Origin of the sequence: Streptomyces sp. NBC_01006 (genome assembly GCF_045162725.1) — a bacterium.
GTDB lineage: Bacteria > Actinomycetota > Actinomycetes > Streptomycetales > Streptomycetaceae > Streptomyces.
The window spans coordinates 494,768-513,161 of sequence record NZ_CP108700.1 but is presented as its reverse complement, the minus strand read 5'-3'; the positions used below and the strand labels follow the sequence as shown (position 1 = coordinate 513,161).

16 protein-coding genes are annotated in these 18,394 nt (G+C 70.4%); 7 read left to right on the top strand and 9 right to left on the bottom strand.

Features of this window, described 5'->3' with window-relative positions:
* Positions 1 to 253 precede the first annotated feature (253 nt).
* From OG509_RS02250 to OG509_RS02235, 4 genes are all read right to left on the bottom strand, one after another.
* Positions 254 to 724, bottom strand: a complete 471-nt coding sequence (locus OG509_RS02250; protein ID WP_406179606.1) for a peptidase inhibitor family I36 protein — start codon at positions 722 to 724, stop codon at positions 254 to 256.
* A gap of 232 nt (positions 725 to 956) precedes the next feature.
* Complete coding sequence (locus OG509_RS02245; protein WP_406179605.1) at positions 957 to 1,082, bottom strand: hypothetical protein; 126 nt, start codon at positions 1,080 to 1,082, stop codon at positions 957 to 959.
* Entirely contained in the window at positions 1,079 to 1,195 is a 117-nt protein-coding gene (locus OG509_RS02240) for a VOC family protein (RefSeq protein WP_406179603.1), read from the bottom strand. Before OG509_RS02240 ends, OG509_RS02245 begins: the two co-directional genes overlap by 4 nt.
* Positions 1,196 to 1,678: 483 nt before the next feature.
* Entirely contained in the window at positions 1,679 to 2,098 is a 420-nt protein-coding gene (locus OG509_RS02235) for a hypothetical protein (protein WP_406179602.1), read from the bottom strand.
* A 24-nt stretch (positions 2,099 to 2,122) separates the two neighbouring features.
* On the opposite strand from OG509_RS02235, the gene OG509_RS02230 reads away from it, so the two are divergent.
* Together OG509_RS02230 and OG509_RS02225 are read left to right on the top strand one after the other, a co-directional pair.
* Positions 2,123 to 2,395, top strand: a complete 273-nt coding sequence (locus OG509_RS02230) for a hypothetical protein (protein ID WP_406179600.1) — start codon at positions 2,123 to 2,125, stop codon at positions 2,393 to 2,395.
* A 442-nt stretch (positions 2,396 to 2,837) separates the two neighbouring features.
* Positions 2,838 to 4,667, top strand: coding sequence for a SpoIIE family protein phosphatase (locus OG509_RS02225; RefSeq protein ID WP_406179598.1), 1,830 nt, complete (start codon positions 2,838 to 2,840; stop codon positions 4,665 to 4,667).
* A 153-nt stretch (positions 4,668 to 4,820) separates the two neighbouring features.
* Here OG509_RS02225 and OG509_RS02220 read toward each other — a convergent pair whose 3' ends face one another.
* Positions 4,821 to 6,863, bottom strand: coding sequence for a M4 family metallopeptidase (locus OG509_RS02220; protein WP_406179597.1), 2,043 nt, complete (start codon positions 6,861 to 6,863; stop codon positions 4,821 to 4,823).
* A gap of 448 nt (positions 6,864 to 7,311) precedes the next feature.
* Here OG509_RS02220 and OG509_RS02215 point away from each other — a divergent pair, with 448 nt between their 5' ends.
* The 4 genes from OG509_RS02215 (at position 7,312) to OG509_RS02200 (ending at position 12,293) form a co-directional block, all read left to right on the top strand.
* Entirely contained in the window at positions 7,312 to 8,721 is a 1,410-nt protein-coding gene (locus tag OG509_RS02215) for a S8 family serine peptidase (protein ID WP_406179595.1), read from the top strand.
* Between the two features lie 219 nt (positions 8,722 to 8,940).
* Positions 8,941 to 10,506, top strand: a complete 1,566-nt coding sequence (locus OG509_RS02210; protein ID WP_406179593.1) for a B12-binding domain-containing radical SAM protein — start codon at positions 8,941 to 8,943, stop codon at positions 10,504 to 10,506.
* Between the two features lie 60 nt (positions 10,507 to 10,566).
* Positions 10,567 to 11,223 (top strand): leucine efflux protein LeuE, encoded by a 657-nt coding sequence (leuE, locus tag OG509_RS02205; RefSeq protein WP_406179591.1) that lies wholly within the window; start codon positions 10,567 to 10,569, stop codon positions 11,221 to 11,223.
* 53 nt (positions 11,224 to 11,276) lie between these two features.
* Positions 11,277 to 12,293 carry a hypothetical protein gene (locus OG509_RS02200; RefSeq protein WP_406179589.1) on the top strand — a complete coding sequence of 339 codons (1,017 nt, stop codon included), beginning with the start codon at positions 11,277 to 11,279 and terminating at the stop codon, positions 12,291 to 12,293.
* Positions 12,294 to 12,393: 100 nt separating this feature from the next.
* Here the strand turns inward: OG509_RS02200 and OG509_RS02195 are convergent, their stop codons facing one another.
* From OG509_RS02195 to OG509_RS02180, 4 genes are all read right to left on the bottom strand, one after another.
* Positions 12,394 to 14,160, bottom strand: a complete 1,767-nt coding sequence (locus tag OG509_RS02195) for an HEXXH motif domain-containing protein (RefSeq protein ID WP_406179588.1) — start codon at positions 14,158 to 14,160, stop codon at positions 12,394 to 12,396.
* Positions 14,161 to 14,370 carry an aldo/keto reductase gene (locus OG509_RS02190; RefSeq protein ID WP_385575349.1) on the bottom strand — a complete coding sequence of 70 codons (210 nt, stop codon included), beginning with the start codon at positions 14,368 to 14,370 and terminating at the stop codon, positions 14,161 to 14,163.
* A gap of 142 nt (positions 14,371 to 14,512) precedes the next feature.
* Complete coding sequence (locus OG509_RS02185; RefSeq protein WP_406179587.1) at positions 14,513 to 15,661, bottom strand: effector-associated domain 2-containing protein; 1,149 nt, start codon at positions 15,659 to 15,661, stop codon at positions 14,513 to 14,515.
* A complete protein-coding gene (locus OG509_RS02180) occupies positions 15,658 to 16,851 on the bottom strand; it encodes an alpha/beta fold hydrolase (RefSeq protein WP_406179585.1) in 1,194 nt (397 codons plus the stop codon). Before OG509_RS02180 ends, OG509_RS02185 begins: the two co-directional genes overlap by 4 nt.
* Before the next feature lie 175 nt (positions 16,852 to 17,026).
* Here OG509_RS02180 and OG509_RS02175 point away from each other — a divergent pair, with 175 nt between their 5' ends.
* Positions 17,027 to 18,334 carry a cation:proton antiporter gene (locus OG509_RS02175; RefSeq protein ID WP_406179583.1) on the top strand — a complete coding sequence of 436 codons (1,308 nt, stop codon included), beginning with the start codon at positions 17,027 to 17,029 and terminating at the stop codon, positions 18,332 to 18,334.
* Positions 18,335 to 18,394: the final 60 nt, after the last annotated feature.

The window sequence follows — 18,394 nt, the reverse complement described above, 5'->3', positions numbered from 1 at the left end:
CGCGCCGGGCCGCCTACGGGCCCGGCCCGGCCGCGCTGTATGTGGGCGTGGGTGCGGCATACGAGCAGAAGCAGTCCCGGCGCCTGGCAGATCGCGGCGTTCCACGCGGAGACGGAGGCCGAGGAGGCGGTGTGCTGCCTGACCGGCGGTGTCCGCCTCTACTTCCGTCCCGCCGGCTCAGGCAGCGCCGAGGACATGGTGCCGTTGGCGGCAGGCACCGCGGCGATCGTCCCGCGCGGCCGCCGGCACCGGGTCAGGTCAGCCGGCACGTGTGGAACCGGTTGGAGTGGATGTTCCCGAACGACGCGGGGATCCGGGCGATGCCCTGATCAGGGCGTATGGTCCGGCTCTGCCCCCGATACTCGGTGCCGCTGTACACGGTGACGCAGCGCCCCCACTGCAGGCCGCCGCGGCGCCATGTTCCGGCACCGTTCCACACGGATGCACCACCGTTGAATCCGACGTACGCGGTCGTCTCCGGGTAACGCGGCATGTCCTGCGAGACGAAGCTTGCCACGCCCGTGTAGTCGGGGCCGGTCCAGCCGCACACCCAGCCGGACGTGCACGGCTCGGACGGGGTGGGGGCGGCCTGCGCCGGCGGGGTGGCGAAGGCGAACGCGACGCAGAGCGCGCAGACAGCGGCGGCGGCCGCCGCCCTCCACCTCCGCTCGCGCGGGGGGCGTTCGTTTCGCCGTCCATCGGCCACGGCGCGTACGGTCGTCACGGGGATCACCGTCACTCTCCAGGGAAGCCGCGGGCCGCGCGACGGTCTGTGGGGACGGTTCCATCGCACCTCCGTCCCGCCTTGATCGCATCACCAGACTCCGTCTCCGGCCTCGGCTCGGGCTCGGGCGCTACCCCGGCCGGCCCGGACGAGGGCCTGGTGTTGTCGGCGGAGATCCGATCCCGGGGTGACCGGCGGCGGACGGCGCCGGCCACCCCGGTCCTGCGAATGCTCAGCCTTCGCCATGGCTCTGCCAGGCCGCGCGCTGGCGCAGCGATATCCGGTTGCCGTCGGGATCCGCTGCCTCGATGCGAACACCGAACCCGTAGTCCTCCGGTTCGGGCTGGTCGAAGGTCACGCTGCGGTCGCGGAGTCGACGCGCTTCTCCAGGCCGAGCTGTTCCGTGTAGAACCTCAGCGCGCGGTCCTGGTCGGTGACACAAAGCGTCACGTACATGATGTTCTTCAGCATCGTGTTGTCCTCCCGTCGGGCGGTCCGCGTCACATCACTGACGGGCCCCGAAGGGAGAACGTGACGGATGGACGGAGAAATCTCTCCGAACGACGGCTTCGAGGATGCGAGGCTGCGGAGCCAACGCGCAGGAGGGGCTCTCGGGGTGCCGCGTCCCCGGATGTGCCGGCGGAACTGGTGAAGGCCGCCTCCGGGATGACCGTCCAGCGCCTGGTGTCAGTGTGGGGCGTCAACGCTCGACCGCGCATGTCACACGGGATGCCGAATGCTGTGCTTCTCAGGCGGGGCGCCGACTTGCTGTGGCTATGGTCGGCTCAGTCCGCGTCGACAAGGCGTGCGCGGGCGAGGCCCGGTGACCAGAGCGCTCTGGAGGCAGTAGCGCCGGGCCGCCCAAACCATCCGCCGGTCCCGAGGTCCGGTGTACGAACAGGCGTTTCACGGGTTCCGGCCGGGAACGTCATCTTGGTGCTCCAGTCGGCCGGGTCAGAGCCCCTCCTGAGCCAGCAGGGAGTCCATCCAGGCCACCGGCAGGAGAGCAGACGCGCCTGCTGCCTCGGCGAGGTAGGGGGAGGGGTCCGCCAGCAGCAGGGCCAGGCAGTGCAGCGGCAGGCCGGGGTTGACGGCGGCCGATGCCCCTACACCGGGCTCCGCGTCGGCGGCCAGTCGTTCCACCAGGTCGACGGGAAGGCCCGGCGCGCCCGCCAGGTAGGCGCTCGCCCGCCATTGAGCTGCCGAGGCGCGCTCCGGACAGGCCGTGCGTTCCATCCGGACCAGTTCCAGCGAGGGCGGGTACTGGCCGAGGAACTCGACGTAGGCGGCCTCCGGTTGGGCCAGCCGGCGCACCCGGGGGTCGTCGTGGCTGCGGGCGCGGTCGGCCACCGCCGGGCGCAGCCGGCTCGTCATCGCCGCCACGGCCCAGCGGAGCTGATGAAGACGCTGCGGATGCAGCAGACGGACGACCTCGGTGAGGCCTGCGCCAGGGCCCAGGGCCATACCTGCTCGGACGCGGAGAAGAAGGCGTACGGGGACAAGCTGAAGAAGGCCGGTGCCTGGGACAAGTGCGTGGCCCAGTGGACCGTCGGTACCGCGATCACCGGAGCCGTGGCAGGTGCCCCGGCGGCCGGTGTCGGCGCCCTCGCCGGCGGCGTTCTCGGCATGATCGGCGGAGCCACCGCCGGAATGGTCGTATGCAGCTTCTGACCTGACAGCCGCGATACCCCCGCCCTCAGGGAGCGGGGGTGTTCCGGTCGCCCTGCGGGCCACGGTCACCGAGCGCCGACATGCGATGACCGGCCCGTAGCCGGAGGCGCCGCCCGGCCGGGGCGCGGTGAGGGTGCCGGGTCTCCCCCCGGGGACGATACTGAAGGTCACGGTGCGTGGAGGCGACATGCGTGAACCGGAGCGTCGTGGCCCGAAGCCCGCCTCGGTGCCCGTCATCGAAACGGCAGCGGTCGTACTGGACGGCGCAGGTGTGGTCATGGCCCGTTCGGAGCTGGCCGCGACCCTGCTGGAATGTTCGCCGGGTCAGGTCTGTGCTTCCTTGCTGGGGCTCCTGCCGCGCGCCGGTACGGGGGAGGGACCGGCCGGTCGCCTGATCACCGTTCCGGGTGGCGATCAAGCGGGTCAAGAGGTTCCGGGTCCTATGGGCTCTCTGGTCTGCACGGTCGTCCGGCTTGCAGCTCAGACTCCCGGCGCTTCTGACGCCGCCGCGCAGTGGCTCGTCCTGGTCACCCCGGCGGAAACCGCGGTGGAGGCAGCGGAGCGAGACGCGTGGCGACGCCGGAGGGGGCTGTCACATGCCGCCGCCGAGGGCATCGGCGCCTCCCTGGACGTGGTCGAGATGGCCGAGACCCTCGCGAATCTGCTCGTTCCTGATTTCGCCGACCTGGCGACCGTGGACATCGCCGAGCAGGTGCTGGTGGGCGACGAGCCCCCACACCTCGACACCAGCGGCGACGTCCGCCTGCGCCGGACCGCCGCTGCGCAGAGCCCCGAGATATCCGCCGAGAACCTCCTGGCGGTGGGCGAGGCACTTCCTCCCGTGACGGACAGTACGTTGATGCGCCCCCTCATGAAGGGGCTGCCCGTGCTGGTACCGGACGCCGCCATCCTGCACGCGAGACTCGGCGTGGATCCGGAGAGCCTGCCGTTGCTCGTGCCGAGCGGGGCGCACTCCTCCGTGGCGGTGCCGCTCTACGCCCGAGGCCTGATCCTCGGCTGCGTCACGGTCTGGCGCAGTCAGTTGCCCTCCGCGTTCAGCGGGGAGGACGCTGCCCTGCTGCAGGACGTCGCCTCCAGAGCCGCGCTCGGTGTGGACAACGCGCGCCGCTACACGAAGGAACACCGGTCGGTGGTGGCCCTGCAGCGGAGCCTGCTGCCGCGCTCGGCCTTGGATTCCGCGGCTGCGGAGACGGTGGGCGTCTACCAGCCGGCGGGTGGCGGCGTCGGGGTCGGCGGGGACTGGTTCGACGTGATCCCACTGCCCTCTTTGCGCGTCGGGTTCGTCGTCGGGGACGTCGTCGGCCATGGACTCGACGCCACCGCGGCCATGGCGCGACTGAGGACCGCGGTGCAGGCCCTGGCCGACCTCGATCTGGATCCGGGTGAGCTGCTCACGCACCTGGACGACCTGGTGCTCGGTCTCTCCAGCGAGGAGATGACCGGCGATTCGCGCTCCGAGACGGCGATGCTCGGGGCGACGTGCCTGTACGCCGTCTACGACCCGGTGACAAGGAAATGCACCGTCGGCACAGCGGGACATCCGCCGCCCGCCCTGGTATCGCCCGGTGACGAGCCGGCCTTCGTCGGCATGATGCCGGGACCGCCGCTCGGAGTCGGCGGCATGCCGTTCGAGGTCACGGAGTTCGAAGTACAGCCCGGCAGCATGCTCGCGTTCTTCACGGACGGACTCGTCGACAGCCGCGACGGCGACATCGAGGAGGGAATGGAGAGGCTGAGGAGCTCGCTCGCCGGCGCGGACCCGAGCCGGACCCTCGGCGAGATCAGCCAGGGCATCTTCGAAAGCGTGCTGCCTCAAGAGCCCGCCGACGACGTCGCTCTGCTGCTCGCCCGCACCCACGCCCTCTCGTCGGATCAAGTCGCCGAGTGGGAGCTCGAACCCGACCTGTCCCTCGTCGCGCACGCCCGTGAACTGGTGGTGGGCCAGTTGGGCGAATGGGAGTTGGACGAACTGGGCTTCGTGACGGAGCTCGTCGTCAGCGAGCTGGTCACGAACGCGATCCGATACGCGGGCGGACCGGTGAGGCTCCGGCTGATCCGCGACCGGGTGCTCGTATGCGAGGTGTCCGACCCCAGCAGTACCCAGCCACGCCTGCGCCGCGCACGGGAGTCGGACGAAGGCGGGCGTGGCCTCTTCCTCGTGGCCCAGCTGACCGACCGCTGGGGCTGCCGGTTCACCGGTACCGGGAAGACCATCTGGACGGAGCAGCCCATAGGAGGGCTCCTCGTCTAGCGACTTCGCTCCACCCACAGCACGACACCCCCGTCCTCCTGTGTCCTGGAGGCGGGGGTGTCGGCGTACCTGGGTTCAGACCCTTTGCAGGCTCAGGTCATCCAGTCGTGCGGTCTTGCAGCCAGGCGGTCATGCGGTCATGCGGTCAGGCGGTCAGAAAGTGAGCTTGAAGTCGGTGATGGTGCCGACGTCCGCGGCGCCCTTGTCCTGGACCTTCAGCTTCCAGGTGCCGTTGGCCGCGACGGCCGAGGCGTTGACGGTGTACGTCTTGTCGAGGTTCGCCGCGGAGTCCGAGGAGGAGCTCTGCAGGCGGTACGACGTCCCGTTGGGCGCCACGAGGTCGATCTGGAGGTCACCGATGTAGGTGTGGATGATCTTCACGCCGACCTTGAGGGTGCTCGGCGCGTTGCCGGTGACACCGGTGACGCTGACCGACGAGGTGACCGCGGGGCCGGGGGAGTCCGGGATGGCGACCTGGGTGGTGCTCTCGAAGACCTTGCCCGGAGTGGGGGTGCCGCCGTTCGAACGGGCGCCCACGTTGACGGCGGCCCAGGCGTCGGTGATGTTCTTGACCTCGGGGCTGCCGGCGCCGTACAGCTCGGTCGCCGCGGCGATCGTGCCGTCGCGGGCGCCCTTGTAGTCGGTGCTGGAGTTGAACTTGGTGGTGAGCGCCTTGTACCAGATCAGCTGCGCCTTGTCCCGGCCGATGCCGGTGACGGGCAGACCGTCGGAGGTGGGCGAGTCGTAGTTGACGCCGTTGACCGTCTTGGCGCCGGAGCCCTCGGAGGCCAGGTAGAACCAGTGGTTCGCCGGGCCGGAGGAGTAGTGGACGTCGAGGCTGCCGATGCCCGAGTACCACGCGTCCTTGGAGCCGCCGTCCTTGCTCGGCTTGTCCATGTAGCGCAGCGGGGTGCCGTCGCCGTTGATGTCGATCTGCTCGCCGATGAGGTAGTTGCCCGGCGCGCTGGAGTTGTTGGCGTAGAACTCGACCGAGGTGCCCATGATGTCGGAGGTCGCCTCGTTCAGGCCACCCGACTCGGCGCTGTACTCGAGACCGGCGGTGGCGGCGGTGACGCCGTGCGTCATCTCGTGACCGGCGACGTCCAGTGAGGTCAGCGGGTCGTTGTTGCCGGTTCCGTCGCCGTAGGTCATGCAGAAGCAGCTGTCGTCCCAGAACGCGTTGACGTACGCGTTTCCGTAGTGGACCCGGGAGTAGGCGGCGACGCCGTCGCCGCGGATGCCGGACCGGCCCAGGACGTTCTTGTAGAAGTCCCAGGTGACCCCGGCGCCATAGGCGGCGTCGGCGCCCGCGGTGGCGGCGTTGGAGTTGGCTCCGTTGCCCCAGGTGTCGGTGGTCTGGCTGAAAAGTGATCCCGTGCCGGACGTACCGTGGTTGAGGTTGTACGTCTTGTGGCTGCCGCGGCCCGTGTCGTTCAGCGTGAAGTTCGAACCGGACTTCGAGGTGCCGAGGGTGACCTGACCGCTGTAGTGGGTGTTGCCGACACCGGTCTCGATGCCCTGCCACTGGTGGAGCTTGGCGCCGGTCTTGGCATCGGTGATGACGTGGAGCTGGTTGGGGGTGCCGTCGTCCTGGAGCCCGCCGATGACGGTCTCGTAGGCGAGGGTCGGCACGCCCTTGGCCATCCACACGACCTTGCGGGGGGCGGCGTCGGCCTTGGTGGCCTTGGAGCCGACCGCCTTCGCGGCGTCGAGGGCCTGCGCGGAGGCGGCCGCCGGAGCGTCGGCCGGGGCGGACGTGGAGACGCCCGCCAGCTGGGCGTCGGACGCCTTGCTGACGCTCTGCGTCGCGTTGGCCGACGTACGGCTGACGACCAAGTCGCCGCCGAGGACCGGGAGTCCATCGTACGTGCGCTCGTACCGGGTGTGGGTGGTACCGTCCTGATCCTTGACCACATCGTGGACGAGGAGCTTCTCCTGGGAGTCGAGGCCGAGCTCCTTGGCCGTCGCGGCCGTGGCGCTCTGGGCCTTCGCTATGAGCTCGGCGCGCTGGGACGGGGAGAGCTGTGCGGGCAGTGCGCCCGGGTTGCGCACCGGCTGGCCCTCGGGGGCTGCGGCCTTCGCGGACTGCTCGGGCTGCGCGCTGGCGCTGCCTGCCTGGACACCTACGGTGAGCAGGGCGGCTGCGGCGAGCAGGGCACCAGTGGCGGTGGTGTTACGACGAGGCGTGGACTTCACGCTGACTCCTTCTGCCTGTGGGGGGTTACCGGGCGGCTGGGATGAGGCCGGCCGGGCAGAGCTGTGCGGAGCTGGTCCGTGCGGGGATGGGGAGAGAGTGCCAGCGATCGCGATCTTTGTCAGGAGCGCGTCATGAATCGGCCGAATCGGGTCCGGATTTCGCCGTTGGGTGTTCGCTGAGCGGACGTTCTGGGTGGGCGATCGGCTGCCTCGGGCGCGCCCGACAGGGCTGACCTGGGGCGGGACTTGCTCGGGTCGGGGTGTGCGGGTGCTGCGGGCGTTCGCCGGTGGCCGGGGCGTGGTGGTGCGGGCGGCCGTGGAGGCGGCGTACTGCGCAATCAGGTAAAGCGTTCGGCATCAAGCGTCAAATAGCCTTGTCCTGCACATGACTTGCCGGGTGAGATCACGGAAGCCGCTCTGCGCGGCGCCACCCCCCAGGGAGTCTGCAATGCATCCAGTTCGTCGTACGTGGCCGCGTTCCGCAGCCGCCACGGCCGCTGCCGTCGGCCTCGCGCTCACTGCGATGGCGGCCGCCCCACTGACCGGTTCCGGCACCGGTATCGCGACCGCCTCCGCCGCGCACACCTCAGTGGTCCCGCACACCGTGGCCCGTCCGGCCGTCGCGGGACATCAGCTGATCCGCTCCGTGGGCAGCCCGCTCTCCATCGAGGAGTGCCGGACCAAGTGGAAGATCGCCTGCTACACCCCGCTCCAGTACCGCGAGGCGTACCACCTGAACCCGCTGTACAAGGCGGGCATCACCGGCAAGGGCCGCACGATCGTCATCGTGGACTCCTTCGGCTCGCCGACCGTCCAGCACGATCTGGACGTCTACAGCAAGCAGTTCGGGATACCCAGCACCAAGGTCGAGGTGATCAAGTGGGGCAACGTCCCAGCGTGGGACCCGAAGAACGCCGACATGCTGGGCTGGGCCGGCGAGACGACCCTCGACGTGGAGATGGCGCACGCGGTGGCGCCGGACGCGAAGATCGTCGTGGTCGAGACGGCGGTCGCGGAGACCGAAGGCACCACCGGCCTGCCGGAGATGATGGACGCCGAGAAGTCCCTCATCGACCGCGGCATCGGCGACGTGATCACGCAGAGCTTCGGTGCGACCGAGAACACCTTCCCGGGTTTCGACAAGGGTGACTTCTCCAGCATCAAGAACCTGCGCTACGCGTTCGAGGCCGCGGCGCGCAACCACGTCACCGTGCTCGCCTCCTCCGGCGACGGCGGAGCCACCGACTACAACGCCGACGGCAGTGCCTACTACGACCACCCCGTCAACTCCTGGCCCTCCTCGGACCCGTTGGTGACCTCCATCGGCGGCACCCAGCTGCACCTGAACGACGCGGGCAGGCGGACCGCCCCCGAGAGCGTCTACAACGACAACGGCGCGGGTGGCGGAGGCCAGTCGCACGTGTTCAAGCGCCCGGCCTTCCAGAACGGAGTCAAGGGCATCGTCGGCGCGCAGCGCGGCACCCCGGACATCTCGATGGCCGCTGCGGTCGACGGCGGCGCGTGGATCTACACGAGCTATGACCCGGCGTCCGCCGGCTGGGACGTCTCCGGCGGCACCAGCGAGTCCAGCCCGCTGTTCTCCGGCATCGTGGCCCTGGCCGACCAGGCTGCGGGCAAGCGCCTGGGGAACATCAACGAGGCGCTGTACTGCCTGTACGGGCGCTCCGCCCATGACCGTTCCACCGGCCTCGTCGACGTCAACGACGGTACGAACAACAGCTACGAGGGCGTCACGGGCTACACGGCGGTGAACGGCTACGACATGGCCACCGGCGTCGGCACGCTGGACGCGGCCCGCTTCGTACCCGCCCTCGCCCGCGAAGGACAGCGCGGCTGACGGCTCGCACCGACATCCCGGCACGGGTGCGCTGCCACAAGAGGCAGCGCACCCGTGCCTGTGCGTCCCCTCCCCGGCCCGAGCCATGCACGGGTGAGAGCGGCCACGCCCGCTGGCGAGCCCCGCTGGCGAGCTGATCCGGTCCGCGGAACCAGGATGTCCGGTTTCGACTGCCACGCTGGCCGATAGGTGCCTCGTACATACACATCCCGTGTGCAAATGTTCATGATCCGTGCGGACGTGCTGCCGCCAGCCGTCCGCTTCGATCCCCCTGCACAAGGTGATGGAATGACGCTGAAGCTACTGCTCGCGAATGCCCCCAACCCCACCGACAACAGGAACGCGTCGAACTACGCTTGCTACCCGCACATAGGGATCGTCCAGCTCGCCACGGCGACGCGAGAAGCGCTGGGCGACCGCGTCGACATCCGAGTCGTCGATGGCGGCATCAGCAACACCGAGGCCGTACAGCAGTACGTGCGGGATTTCGCGCCCGACGTCGTAGGCATCAGCGCGCTGACACCCACCTACTCGGAGGCTCTCAAAATCGCCGAGACGGCCAAGGCGTGCGGGGCTGAGGTGGTTCTCGGTGACGACCACGCGATCTTCTTTCCCGACATGATTCTTCGCAACCGGCCACAGATCGACTACGTCATAGCCAACGACGGCGGCGAGATTCCGTTCGTGGAGCTGATCCGCACGCTCCTCGACGGCACGGGCTTGTTATCCGAGGTCTCGTCACTCGCCTACCGGCGGGACGGCATGATCCACGTCAATCCCGCACCCAAGTATGCGCTCTCGCTGCGCAACACGATTCCTGACCTCGCCTTCATAGACGACGTGCTCGACGTCTATGCAGAGAACTACCGCGAGCAGTTCGGCCACCTCCACGGCCATCACGTGCGTCCGGTGACGGTGAACAACGCACGTGGCTGCGAGAACGGCTACAAGCGGTGCACCTACTGCTCCATCGCGGACCTGACCGTCAATACGGGTGATCCCCGAGGATTCTGGAAGACGATCGACCAGTACAACCGCGAGCACGGCATCAACCTCTTCTTCGAGGTCTACGACAGCTTCACCGCCAGCCCCCGCTACGTGGACGCCCTCATCGACTCCACACCGCCCCACCTGAAGCGCCGCATCGACGACGGCGATCTGCAGGTCATGGTCTACGCGCGCGCCCTCGGGCTGACCAAGCGCAACAACGTGGACAAGCTCCGGCGACTGGGCGTCACACGTGCCAATATCGGACTGGACGCCGCCGACCCCGAAATGCTTGAGGCGCAACGGAAGAACAAGACGACCGGCGCCACCAATCTCGAAGCCATCCGCATGCTGAACAAAGCGGGTATCTCGGTTCACGCCTCGTACATCGCCGGAGCGCCGGGCGAGCGGCCGGAGACGCTGGACCGCACCATCGCCGGGATCCGGCAGATGCTGGGGGAGGTGGAGCTATCCTCCGTGGAGTTCTCACGGTTTATTCCGTTGCCCAACAGCCCCGCATGGGATCTGCTGGTCGACTACGAGCGGCCGAACTTCTTCAAGAGCAGCGAAGAGATCGACAGCTACCTGGCCGCTCTGGGAATCACCGTGACGCGGCGGGACAGGGAGGAGATGTTCGCCAGGTTCGGGGATCAGGATTTGCTCGACATCGACGAGCTGGGCGCTTTCTGGGCGGAGAAGTTCACTCACATCAGCGAGAGTTACGCCCTTGAGCGCATCGGTGAAGTGGATGAGATGGTGAGCGCGCACAACGTGCGCACGGGAAACAACGTCGGATAGCCGTGCCGCTAGGAGCGCGGTCGCCCGCCGGAAGCCGGTGGGCGAGGAGAAGGGTGCCGAATGCTGGGAGTACAGAATCCGCTGACTTATGCCTTGGGAGCGCTGCTGATCATTCTGCTGCCGGGGCCGAGTTCCTTGTTCACGCTGTCGGTCGCCGCGCGGCTCGGGGTCAGGGCCGGCTATCGCTCCGCGGTAGGGGTGTTCCTGGGGGAGACCCTGCTCATGGTTGCGACGGCTGCCGGGCTCGCTTCGTTGCTGCAGGCCAACGAGCTGGTGTTCGCCGTCGTGAAGTACGCCGGCGCCGGCTACCTGACCTGGATCGCGGTGGGCATGATCCGGGCGGCGTGGGCGATGTGGCGACGCCGCAACCGGCAGACCGCGGAGGACGCCGCAGCTGCGCCCGATCCGTCGACGGGCGACAAGCTGTTCCGGCGATCCCTGGTGATCACCCTTCTGAACCCGAAGGCGATCTTGTTCTTCATCTCGTTCTTCGTCCAGTTCGTTGATCCGCAGTACCCGTACCCGGGGCTGTCCTTCGCGCTGCTCGCCGTCGTCTACCAGGTCATCAGCATCGCGTACGTCACCGTGTTGATCTTCAGTGGTACGTACCTCGCCTCGCAGTTCCGCCGCCGCCGAAAGCTGTCGGCGGGTCTCACGACGGCGGCAGGAGCGGTATTCCTCGGCTTTGCGGCGAAGCTGGCCACAACGAGCAACTGAGCACGTCGGCGGTCTTACGATCTTCTTAGGATTGCTTCCTACTCTCGCCGCTCATGACGACCCGACGACTCTCCGCCGTGCTCGGCGTTCTCCTTGCCGCGGCCCTCGCGCACCCCGGCCTCGTGCCGACGGCCGCGGCAGCTCCCGCCGGTTCCGGGCACGCGGCACGGACCCCGGCTCCGGCCCAGTACCTCTATTCCTCGATCGGGGACTTCGACACCGAAGTCAAGCCCTTGATCGACCGGCCCGACATCGCAGGTGTGCAGGTGGTCGTGCCCTGGAAGGCCCTGGAACCGCAGAAGGACCAGTACGACTTCTCCGCGATCGAAGAGGCCCTCACCTACCTCCGGGCCCGTCACAAGAAGCTGTTCGTCCAGGTACAGGACCGCTTCTTCAGCGCTCCCACCCGGCTGCCGAACTACCTGCTCACGGACCCGGAGTACGCCGGCGGCGCCGCCCCGACCACGAACGAGAACGGACTGGGGCCCGGCGAACCCGGAGCCGTTGCAGCCCAGTGGAACCCCGAGGTGCGCCAACGCTTCCAGAGCCTGCTCCGGGCGCTCGCCGACCGCTTCGACGGGCGTCTGGCAGGGGTGAACCTTCCGGAGACCGCCACCCAAGTGGATCTGGGAAAGGACCACAGCGGCTACACCGACGAATCGTACTTCCGGGCCGAACTCGACAACATGGCCTTCGGCGCCAAGGTCTTCAAGCGGACGCAGTTCATCCAGTACGTGAACTTCTGGCCCGGTGAGTGGAACAACGACCACGGCTACATGGCGAGGACCTTCGAATTCGCCAAGGCCCACGGTGTGGGTCTGGGCGGACCGGACGTGCTGCCCAACCGCCCGGCGCAGATGGAGAACTCCTACCCCTTCTTCGAACGGTACCGCGGGCTGCTCCCCATGGTGGCGATGGCGGTGCAGGAACCGGACTTCGAGTACACCAACCCGTCGACCGGCAAGCCGTACACCAAGGAGGAGTTCGTCGACTTCGGCGGCCGGCGTCTGGGCGCGGACGTGATGTTCTGGGCGACCAGCGCACCCTGGCTCCACCAGCCCGCGTCCTGACGCCCGAGTCGCTGGCGGCGGGCAAATCAGCCAGGGGAGCCGTCCGACCCGCTGCAGGCCCGGGCTCCTGGGTCCCCAACAGCCGATCGGCTGAAGCGAGCTACGCCCCGGCCAGCCAGGCGGCGGCCTCCCGCAGTTCCTCCGGCGTGCCCGGGGCCAGGGCCGACAGACGCTCCGGGCGGGCCAGGAGCCGTCGGTGGGCCGGGGTGAGCACGGCCTCGGCCAGCAGCCAGCCGCTGAGGGCGTGCGGGTCCGTGGGGGACCGGCGCAGGGTCTCGGCGTAGAGGTCCTGGGCCGTGCGCGGGGCCTCGGCGACGAGCTGGGCGTCCGCACCGGCCGGTGTGAGCGGCGGATCGCGGTAGAGACGGGCGCGGGGGTCGTGCCACGGACCCGGCGGACCGGCCAGGACCGGCTGGTGCGCACCCGCCGGTGGGGGAGTGCCTCCCACGGCGAACGCCGTGGCCAGCGCGATCCGTTCGGGCTCGTCGCAGCGCAGGTTCCGCAGCCGCCACTCGACGAGGTGGCTCAGCGCGGCGGCCCGCGCCCGCTCCGCCGTGCGCGGTGCCACGGGCTCGCGCAACCAGCCGTCGAGGGTGGCGGCCAGCCCGCGCAGCAGCCGGGTGCCGGGTGCTGTGAGCCGGGCCCGGGTCAGCAGCGTACGGACGATCAGCCGGGTCTGCAGGCGGCGCAGAGCGAAGTGGAACGCCGCGGTCCCGGGGTCCACCCCCGGGTCCGTCATGCGGTCACGCCAGAAGCCGGTGACCCCCGTGAAGGCGTACGCGCCGTGCAGCAGCCCGGTGGTATGGCGCGGATCGGGCCGCCACGGCGCGTAGTGGATCTCGGCGCCGTCGTCGTGGAGCAGGGGGAAGAGATGGAGCAGCGCGCCGAGCTTGCTGTGCTGGAACTCGTGCACCATCGCCTCGGCGAGCGCCAGCGCGTCGGGCGGGCGCGAGACGACCATGGAACCGAAGGCGTCCGACGTGGTCGCGCTGACCAGTACGTCGGTGGGGGCGGGGCCCGGCGCGCTCGATGCCGTACGGGGCGGCCCGCCCGGCTCCGCGAGGTCCGCCGGCACGATGCGCCGGACCTCGGCCACCCGCAGCCCGCCCGGCCCCTCCGGCGAGGGCCCCTCCAGGATGGCCGCGGCCTCGGTGAACAGCCGCTGCCAGCGCTCCGCCTCAGCTCCGGACAGCGGCTGCGGGCTGACCGGTTCGTCCAGGTCGCGGTAGGGGTCCAGATCGTCCAGCCACGTCGACGTGCCGGCGAAGGTGCGCGATGGGGTCCAGTGGCTGCGCCAGGCCTCGTCCAGCGGGCGGACCAGGATCGTGCGGCCGCCCGAGGTCAGGTGCAGATCGCCGCTCCGCAGCCGCGCCCGGGCCGTTCCGTAGCCCTGAAGACCGCCGATCCGGACCAGGCCCAGGGTGGGCAGGGACAGGCCGCCGTCCCGCAGGGGCACGTCCAGTTCGACATCGAGCCCGGCAAGGATCCGGGCGGTCAGCGAGATGGCGCAGAGGTGCCCCGCATCCGCCCACAGCGGCGGGCCGCCCGTCGTGCCGTGGAGACGGCGCACCATGTGCGCCGTCCAGCAGCCCATGTGCGGGCTCATCAACAACGTCTCGCACGCGTCCGGTGCTGCCTCGGCCGCCTCGGCGAACAACTCCCAGACCGGTGCGGCCGGGCCCAGTGCGCCCAGTGCGCCCGGCAGTTCGTTCAGCCGGTCGAGCAGTTCACCCAGGAGCATCAGGCGCCTGGTCCGTTCGCCACGGACCAGGAACGCGACTGCTTCGGCGGAGCCGCCGCCCGAGGCGAGTTCGTCGAACCGGGCGCCGGGCATCCGTAACCGCGCTTCGTGCTCCTGCGACGCCATCTACTCGGCCCTGGCCCCGCCGGTCGGATTGCTGTGCCCCATGGTGTTGCTCCGGGCACGGCGGGCCTGGGCGAGCAGCCGTCGGCTGCGCAACTGTGCGGGAACCCCGCGCATCGCGGCGAGGCTCACCCCGGTCAGATCCGCGAGATCGGATTCGACGTGCTCCGCGCGGTCCGCACCGGGATGGTCCGCGTTGGCCGGCTCATGCAACGTGCTTCCCCCTTCAAGTGCCCCGCTCCCACCGATCGGACGGGACGTGCCGCCGGCGCTGCCGGAGTCACCTCCATGATGACGAACGGGAGCTGTGCCGAAAAGCCCATGTGATCAAGCCATCTGACGATGCCTCGGCCCTTCATCCGGCGGGTCGCGGTCCGGCACACGCGTGGACGGCCGCCTCCAGGGCCACGGCCCGCTGCTCGTCGTCGTCCAGCAGGGTGACCGCGTCGTGGAGCAGCCACAGCTCTCCGGGGACCTCGCTCAGGGCCCGGACGATCGCGATGAGGTCGGTGCGAGGCTTGGCGTGCCTGCGCATCCGTTCCACGGTGCGGGTGGCCTCGCTCAACTCCGTGACGATCGACTGCCGTTCCTCGGGATCGGTCATCATCGGGTAGGCGAGCAGGGCGCTGATCAGGCGTTCCGTCCGCTGAGCGGGTGTGTTCGCCACCCCCGCGGCGGCCCGCGGTGCCGTCGTCGTGGGGGTCGGCGGCGCCGGGTGCTCGGACCGCTGGGGGCCGTAGAGCCAGATCATCGGCAACTGGTCGGTGCGCCGCTCGGCCCGCAGTCGCTCCACCCGCTCCTGGACGTCGCCGAACAGTGCCTCCGGATCCGCCCACTGAGGCGTACCGGCGCCGACCGCGCCGCGCCTGCTGTCAAGGGCCTCCAGGACACTGGCCGAGAACAGACCCGTGCCGCGCCCGGGGTCGTTCGTGGCCCGCTGTCCCCGGGTCGCCGCAAGCAGCAGCGTCTGGTGGTGGGACTGCACCCGCCGTCCCACGGGCAGGGTCTCGGCGGGCAGCGTGTGCTGGAAGCCGTACTCCTCCTCGAACGTCTGGCAGGCGTCCACGATCCAGATCTGCCGGCCGAAGCCGGGCAAGGTGTCGCTCGCCAGGGTCCGCCGCATCGAGTCCAGGTCGAGGTTGCGCTTGTCGGTGGTGGTGGCGTCCGCGCAGAACAGCCGCAACCGCTCCGCCCGGTCCAGCACCCCGTGCCCGCCCCACCACACCCACAGCGCCTCGCCCCGCAGGGAGTGCAGCCCGGACACCACCAGCTGCCGCAGCGTCGCGTGGTCGGCGGGCCGGTACGGCACGCCCGGGTCGGTCAGCGGGACGAGGTGGAGCAGGACGTTCTGCTCCGGTACGCCGGCACGCAGCAGCCAGGAGCGGAAGCGCAGGGCGTCCCCGGCAGGCCCGGGCAGGTCCCAGCCGGACCCGGCGGCGTACCGCTCGATGCCCACGACCACTGCGAAGGTGCGCTCCGGCGCGGGAGCCGCGGTCCCCGTCACGACAGCCGGGCCGCAATCTCGCGGTAGACGGCCGGATTGGTCCAGTAGGCGCTGTGCGCGGCCGGGAACGGCTGCCGGTTGTCGACCTCGACGTCGGTGACCCGGTCGGGGAACAGCCCCGCCCCGAGGTAGCCGAGCAGGTCCCGCCGGTCGTATACGTTCAGCCATTCGGGCACGTGCCGCGGCAGCGGCTCCGGGTGCGAGAGCCCGGGAAGGGCCCCGCTCTCGTAGAGGAACGGCCCCTGGGACCCCACCGTGACCAGCAGTTCCACTTGCGGCAGCTCCGTGCTGACCAGGGTGTCCAGGGCGATGATGCCGCCGAGGCTGTGCCCGACCACGACCACCGGCGCCGGCAGCTCCCCGATCAGCTCGCGCAGCCTCCGCCGCAGCGCCCCGCCCCGGGCCAGGTACCGCATGATGTCGGCGGCGGCCGGATGGGCGGCCTCGGTCAGCGCCCGGCGGCGCCGGACCGCGGCATGCGAGGCGAGCCGGAGCGCCGGCCGGGCGAGCAGGGCTCCGAGGCCCCGCTCGGAGCCCGCAGGCCGGGCCCCCATGAGTTCGGCCAGGGCGACCACGGCCGCGTCCCGCGCCTCGCCGTCGGGGACGACGGGCGCGTCCTCGGCGAGTACGGCGGACAGCGCCGCCGCGACCACCGCCCGGGCCAGCAGCCGGGCGAGGTCCTCGTCGTCGGGCAGGCCGCTCGCGGCCCGGCCGGGCAGCGGGCTGCGGGTGAGCGCCAGAGCGGCCTCGGCCAGGTGCCGTTCCGGTACACCGGTGCGTTCGGCGATATCGGCCAGCTTCCCTTCGAGGGCGGCCAGCAGCGCCCGAGGCCGCTCCCCGGGGATCGCGGCGCCGAGGGGCAGTTCGCCGGGGGCGGCCGGGCCGTCAGCGGCGACCAGCGTCAGCTCGACGAGCGGATCGCCGTACAGGTCGGCCCAGCGCTCGCTGTCGGTGTCCTCGGCCGGGGCCGCGTCGGGCGACTCGCCGAGGCCGCCGCGGCTGCGTCCCCCCGGCTGCGGCAGGGACAGGCCACCGGCCGCCAGCGTCGCGCCGAACTCCCCGCCCCAGTAGAACGGGACCGGGCGGACGGCCGGGGCCACGGCGCGCAGCCCGGCCGAGAAGCGCCCGTACAACTCCGAGAACCCGGGCTCCCGGACCCCCGTGCCATGGATGAACAATGCCGTCGTCATACGCCCCCACCCCGACGTCAACCAGTCACCGTGAACGCGATCGTGGCACATAACGAGCCGTCAACTTGGCAGTATGCTGAAATCGTGCCCCTCGACCCGGGTGCGCGCTCTTTGGTCTGCCGTGCACCCGCCGTGGCCGTTCAGGCCCGGCGCCGGACTCCTCGAGGGGGACCGTATGGGTACTGATGCGATGATCACCCATCTCGTCGGCGCCACCGCGCTCATCCTGGTCGTCGCCCACACCGCGGGCTGGCTCGCCCGGCGGTGGCGACAGCCCACGATCATCGGGCAGTTGATCGCCGGCGTCGCCCTCGGCCCGACCATGCTCGCGGCGCTCTCCCCGGAACTGTCGCGGATCCTGTTCCCCCCGGCACTGGGCCCGGTGCTCACCGGGCTCTCCCAGATCGCCCTGGTCCTCTTCCTGTTCGCCGTCGGCTACGAACTCGATCTCGGCGTGGTCAGAGGCCGGGCCCGTACCGTGGTGGCGGTCTCGCTCGCGGCGTTCGCGCTGCCGATGGCGGCCGGGTGCGCCGTCGCGCTGGTCTTCCACGACCGGCTGGCGGAGCTGGGCGCGCCCCAGGAGATGTCCGCGGCCTCGGTGCTGTTCTTCGGCGTGGCGCTGTCCATCACGGCCGTGCCCGTCCTGACGGCCATAGTCCGCGAGAACGGCCTGGCCGGGACGGTTCCCGGGATCGTCGCCGTCGCCGCCGCCGGGTTGATCGACGTCATGGGCTGGACCGTCCTGGTGGGCACGCTGCTGGAGACCGAGGCGAAGGGCGGGCTCTCCCGGCCGGTGCGGCTGGCGCTGCTGCTCGCGTTCACGGCCGTGATGCTGCTCGCCGCCCGGCCGGTCCTGCGCCGCCTGTTGTGGCGCTCGGGGGTCGATCCCTCGGTGCGGCTCGCCGTCCTGGTGGGCTTCGCGTTCGCCTCGGCCTGGGTCACCCAGGCCCTCGGGCTGCACGTCATCTTCGGCGCCCTGCTCGCCGGCGTGGTCACCCCGCGGGAAGACGGGGGCACCCTGGACCCGGACCTGGTCCGGCCGCTGCACGACATCGGCATGCTGCTGCTGCCGTTCTTCTTCGTGGTCTCCGGTCGCAGCGTGGAGATCGGCGCGCTCGACTCCGCCGGTGTGATCGCGGTGATCGCCGTGACCCTCCTCGCCGTCACCGTCAAGGTGGTGAGCGGGACCGTTGCGGCCCGGCTCGCGGGCCTGGACCGGCACGATGCCCGGACCGTGGGCGTCTTGCTCAACACCCGTGGTCTGACCGAGCTGATCGCGCTGAACGCGGGTCTGCAGGCGGGTCTGCTCAGCGGCCGGCTCTACACCGCGCTGGTGCTGATGGCCCTGGCGACCACCGTGGCCACCGAGCCCCTGCTGGCCGTCGTACGCCGCCTGCGGGCGCGCGCGGAGCGTGCGGGCGGGGACATTTCACCGCCACCACCCCGTACCCCGGTCGACGCGTCTTCCGCCGAGGCCCTCTGACACCTCGTACGCGACGTAGGGCGGGCCGCGTACGAGGCGTAAGGGCGGCACCGCGGCGCA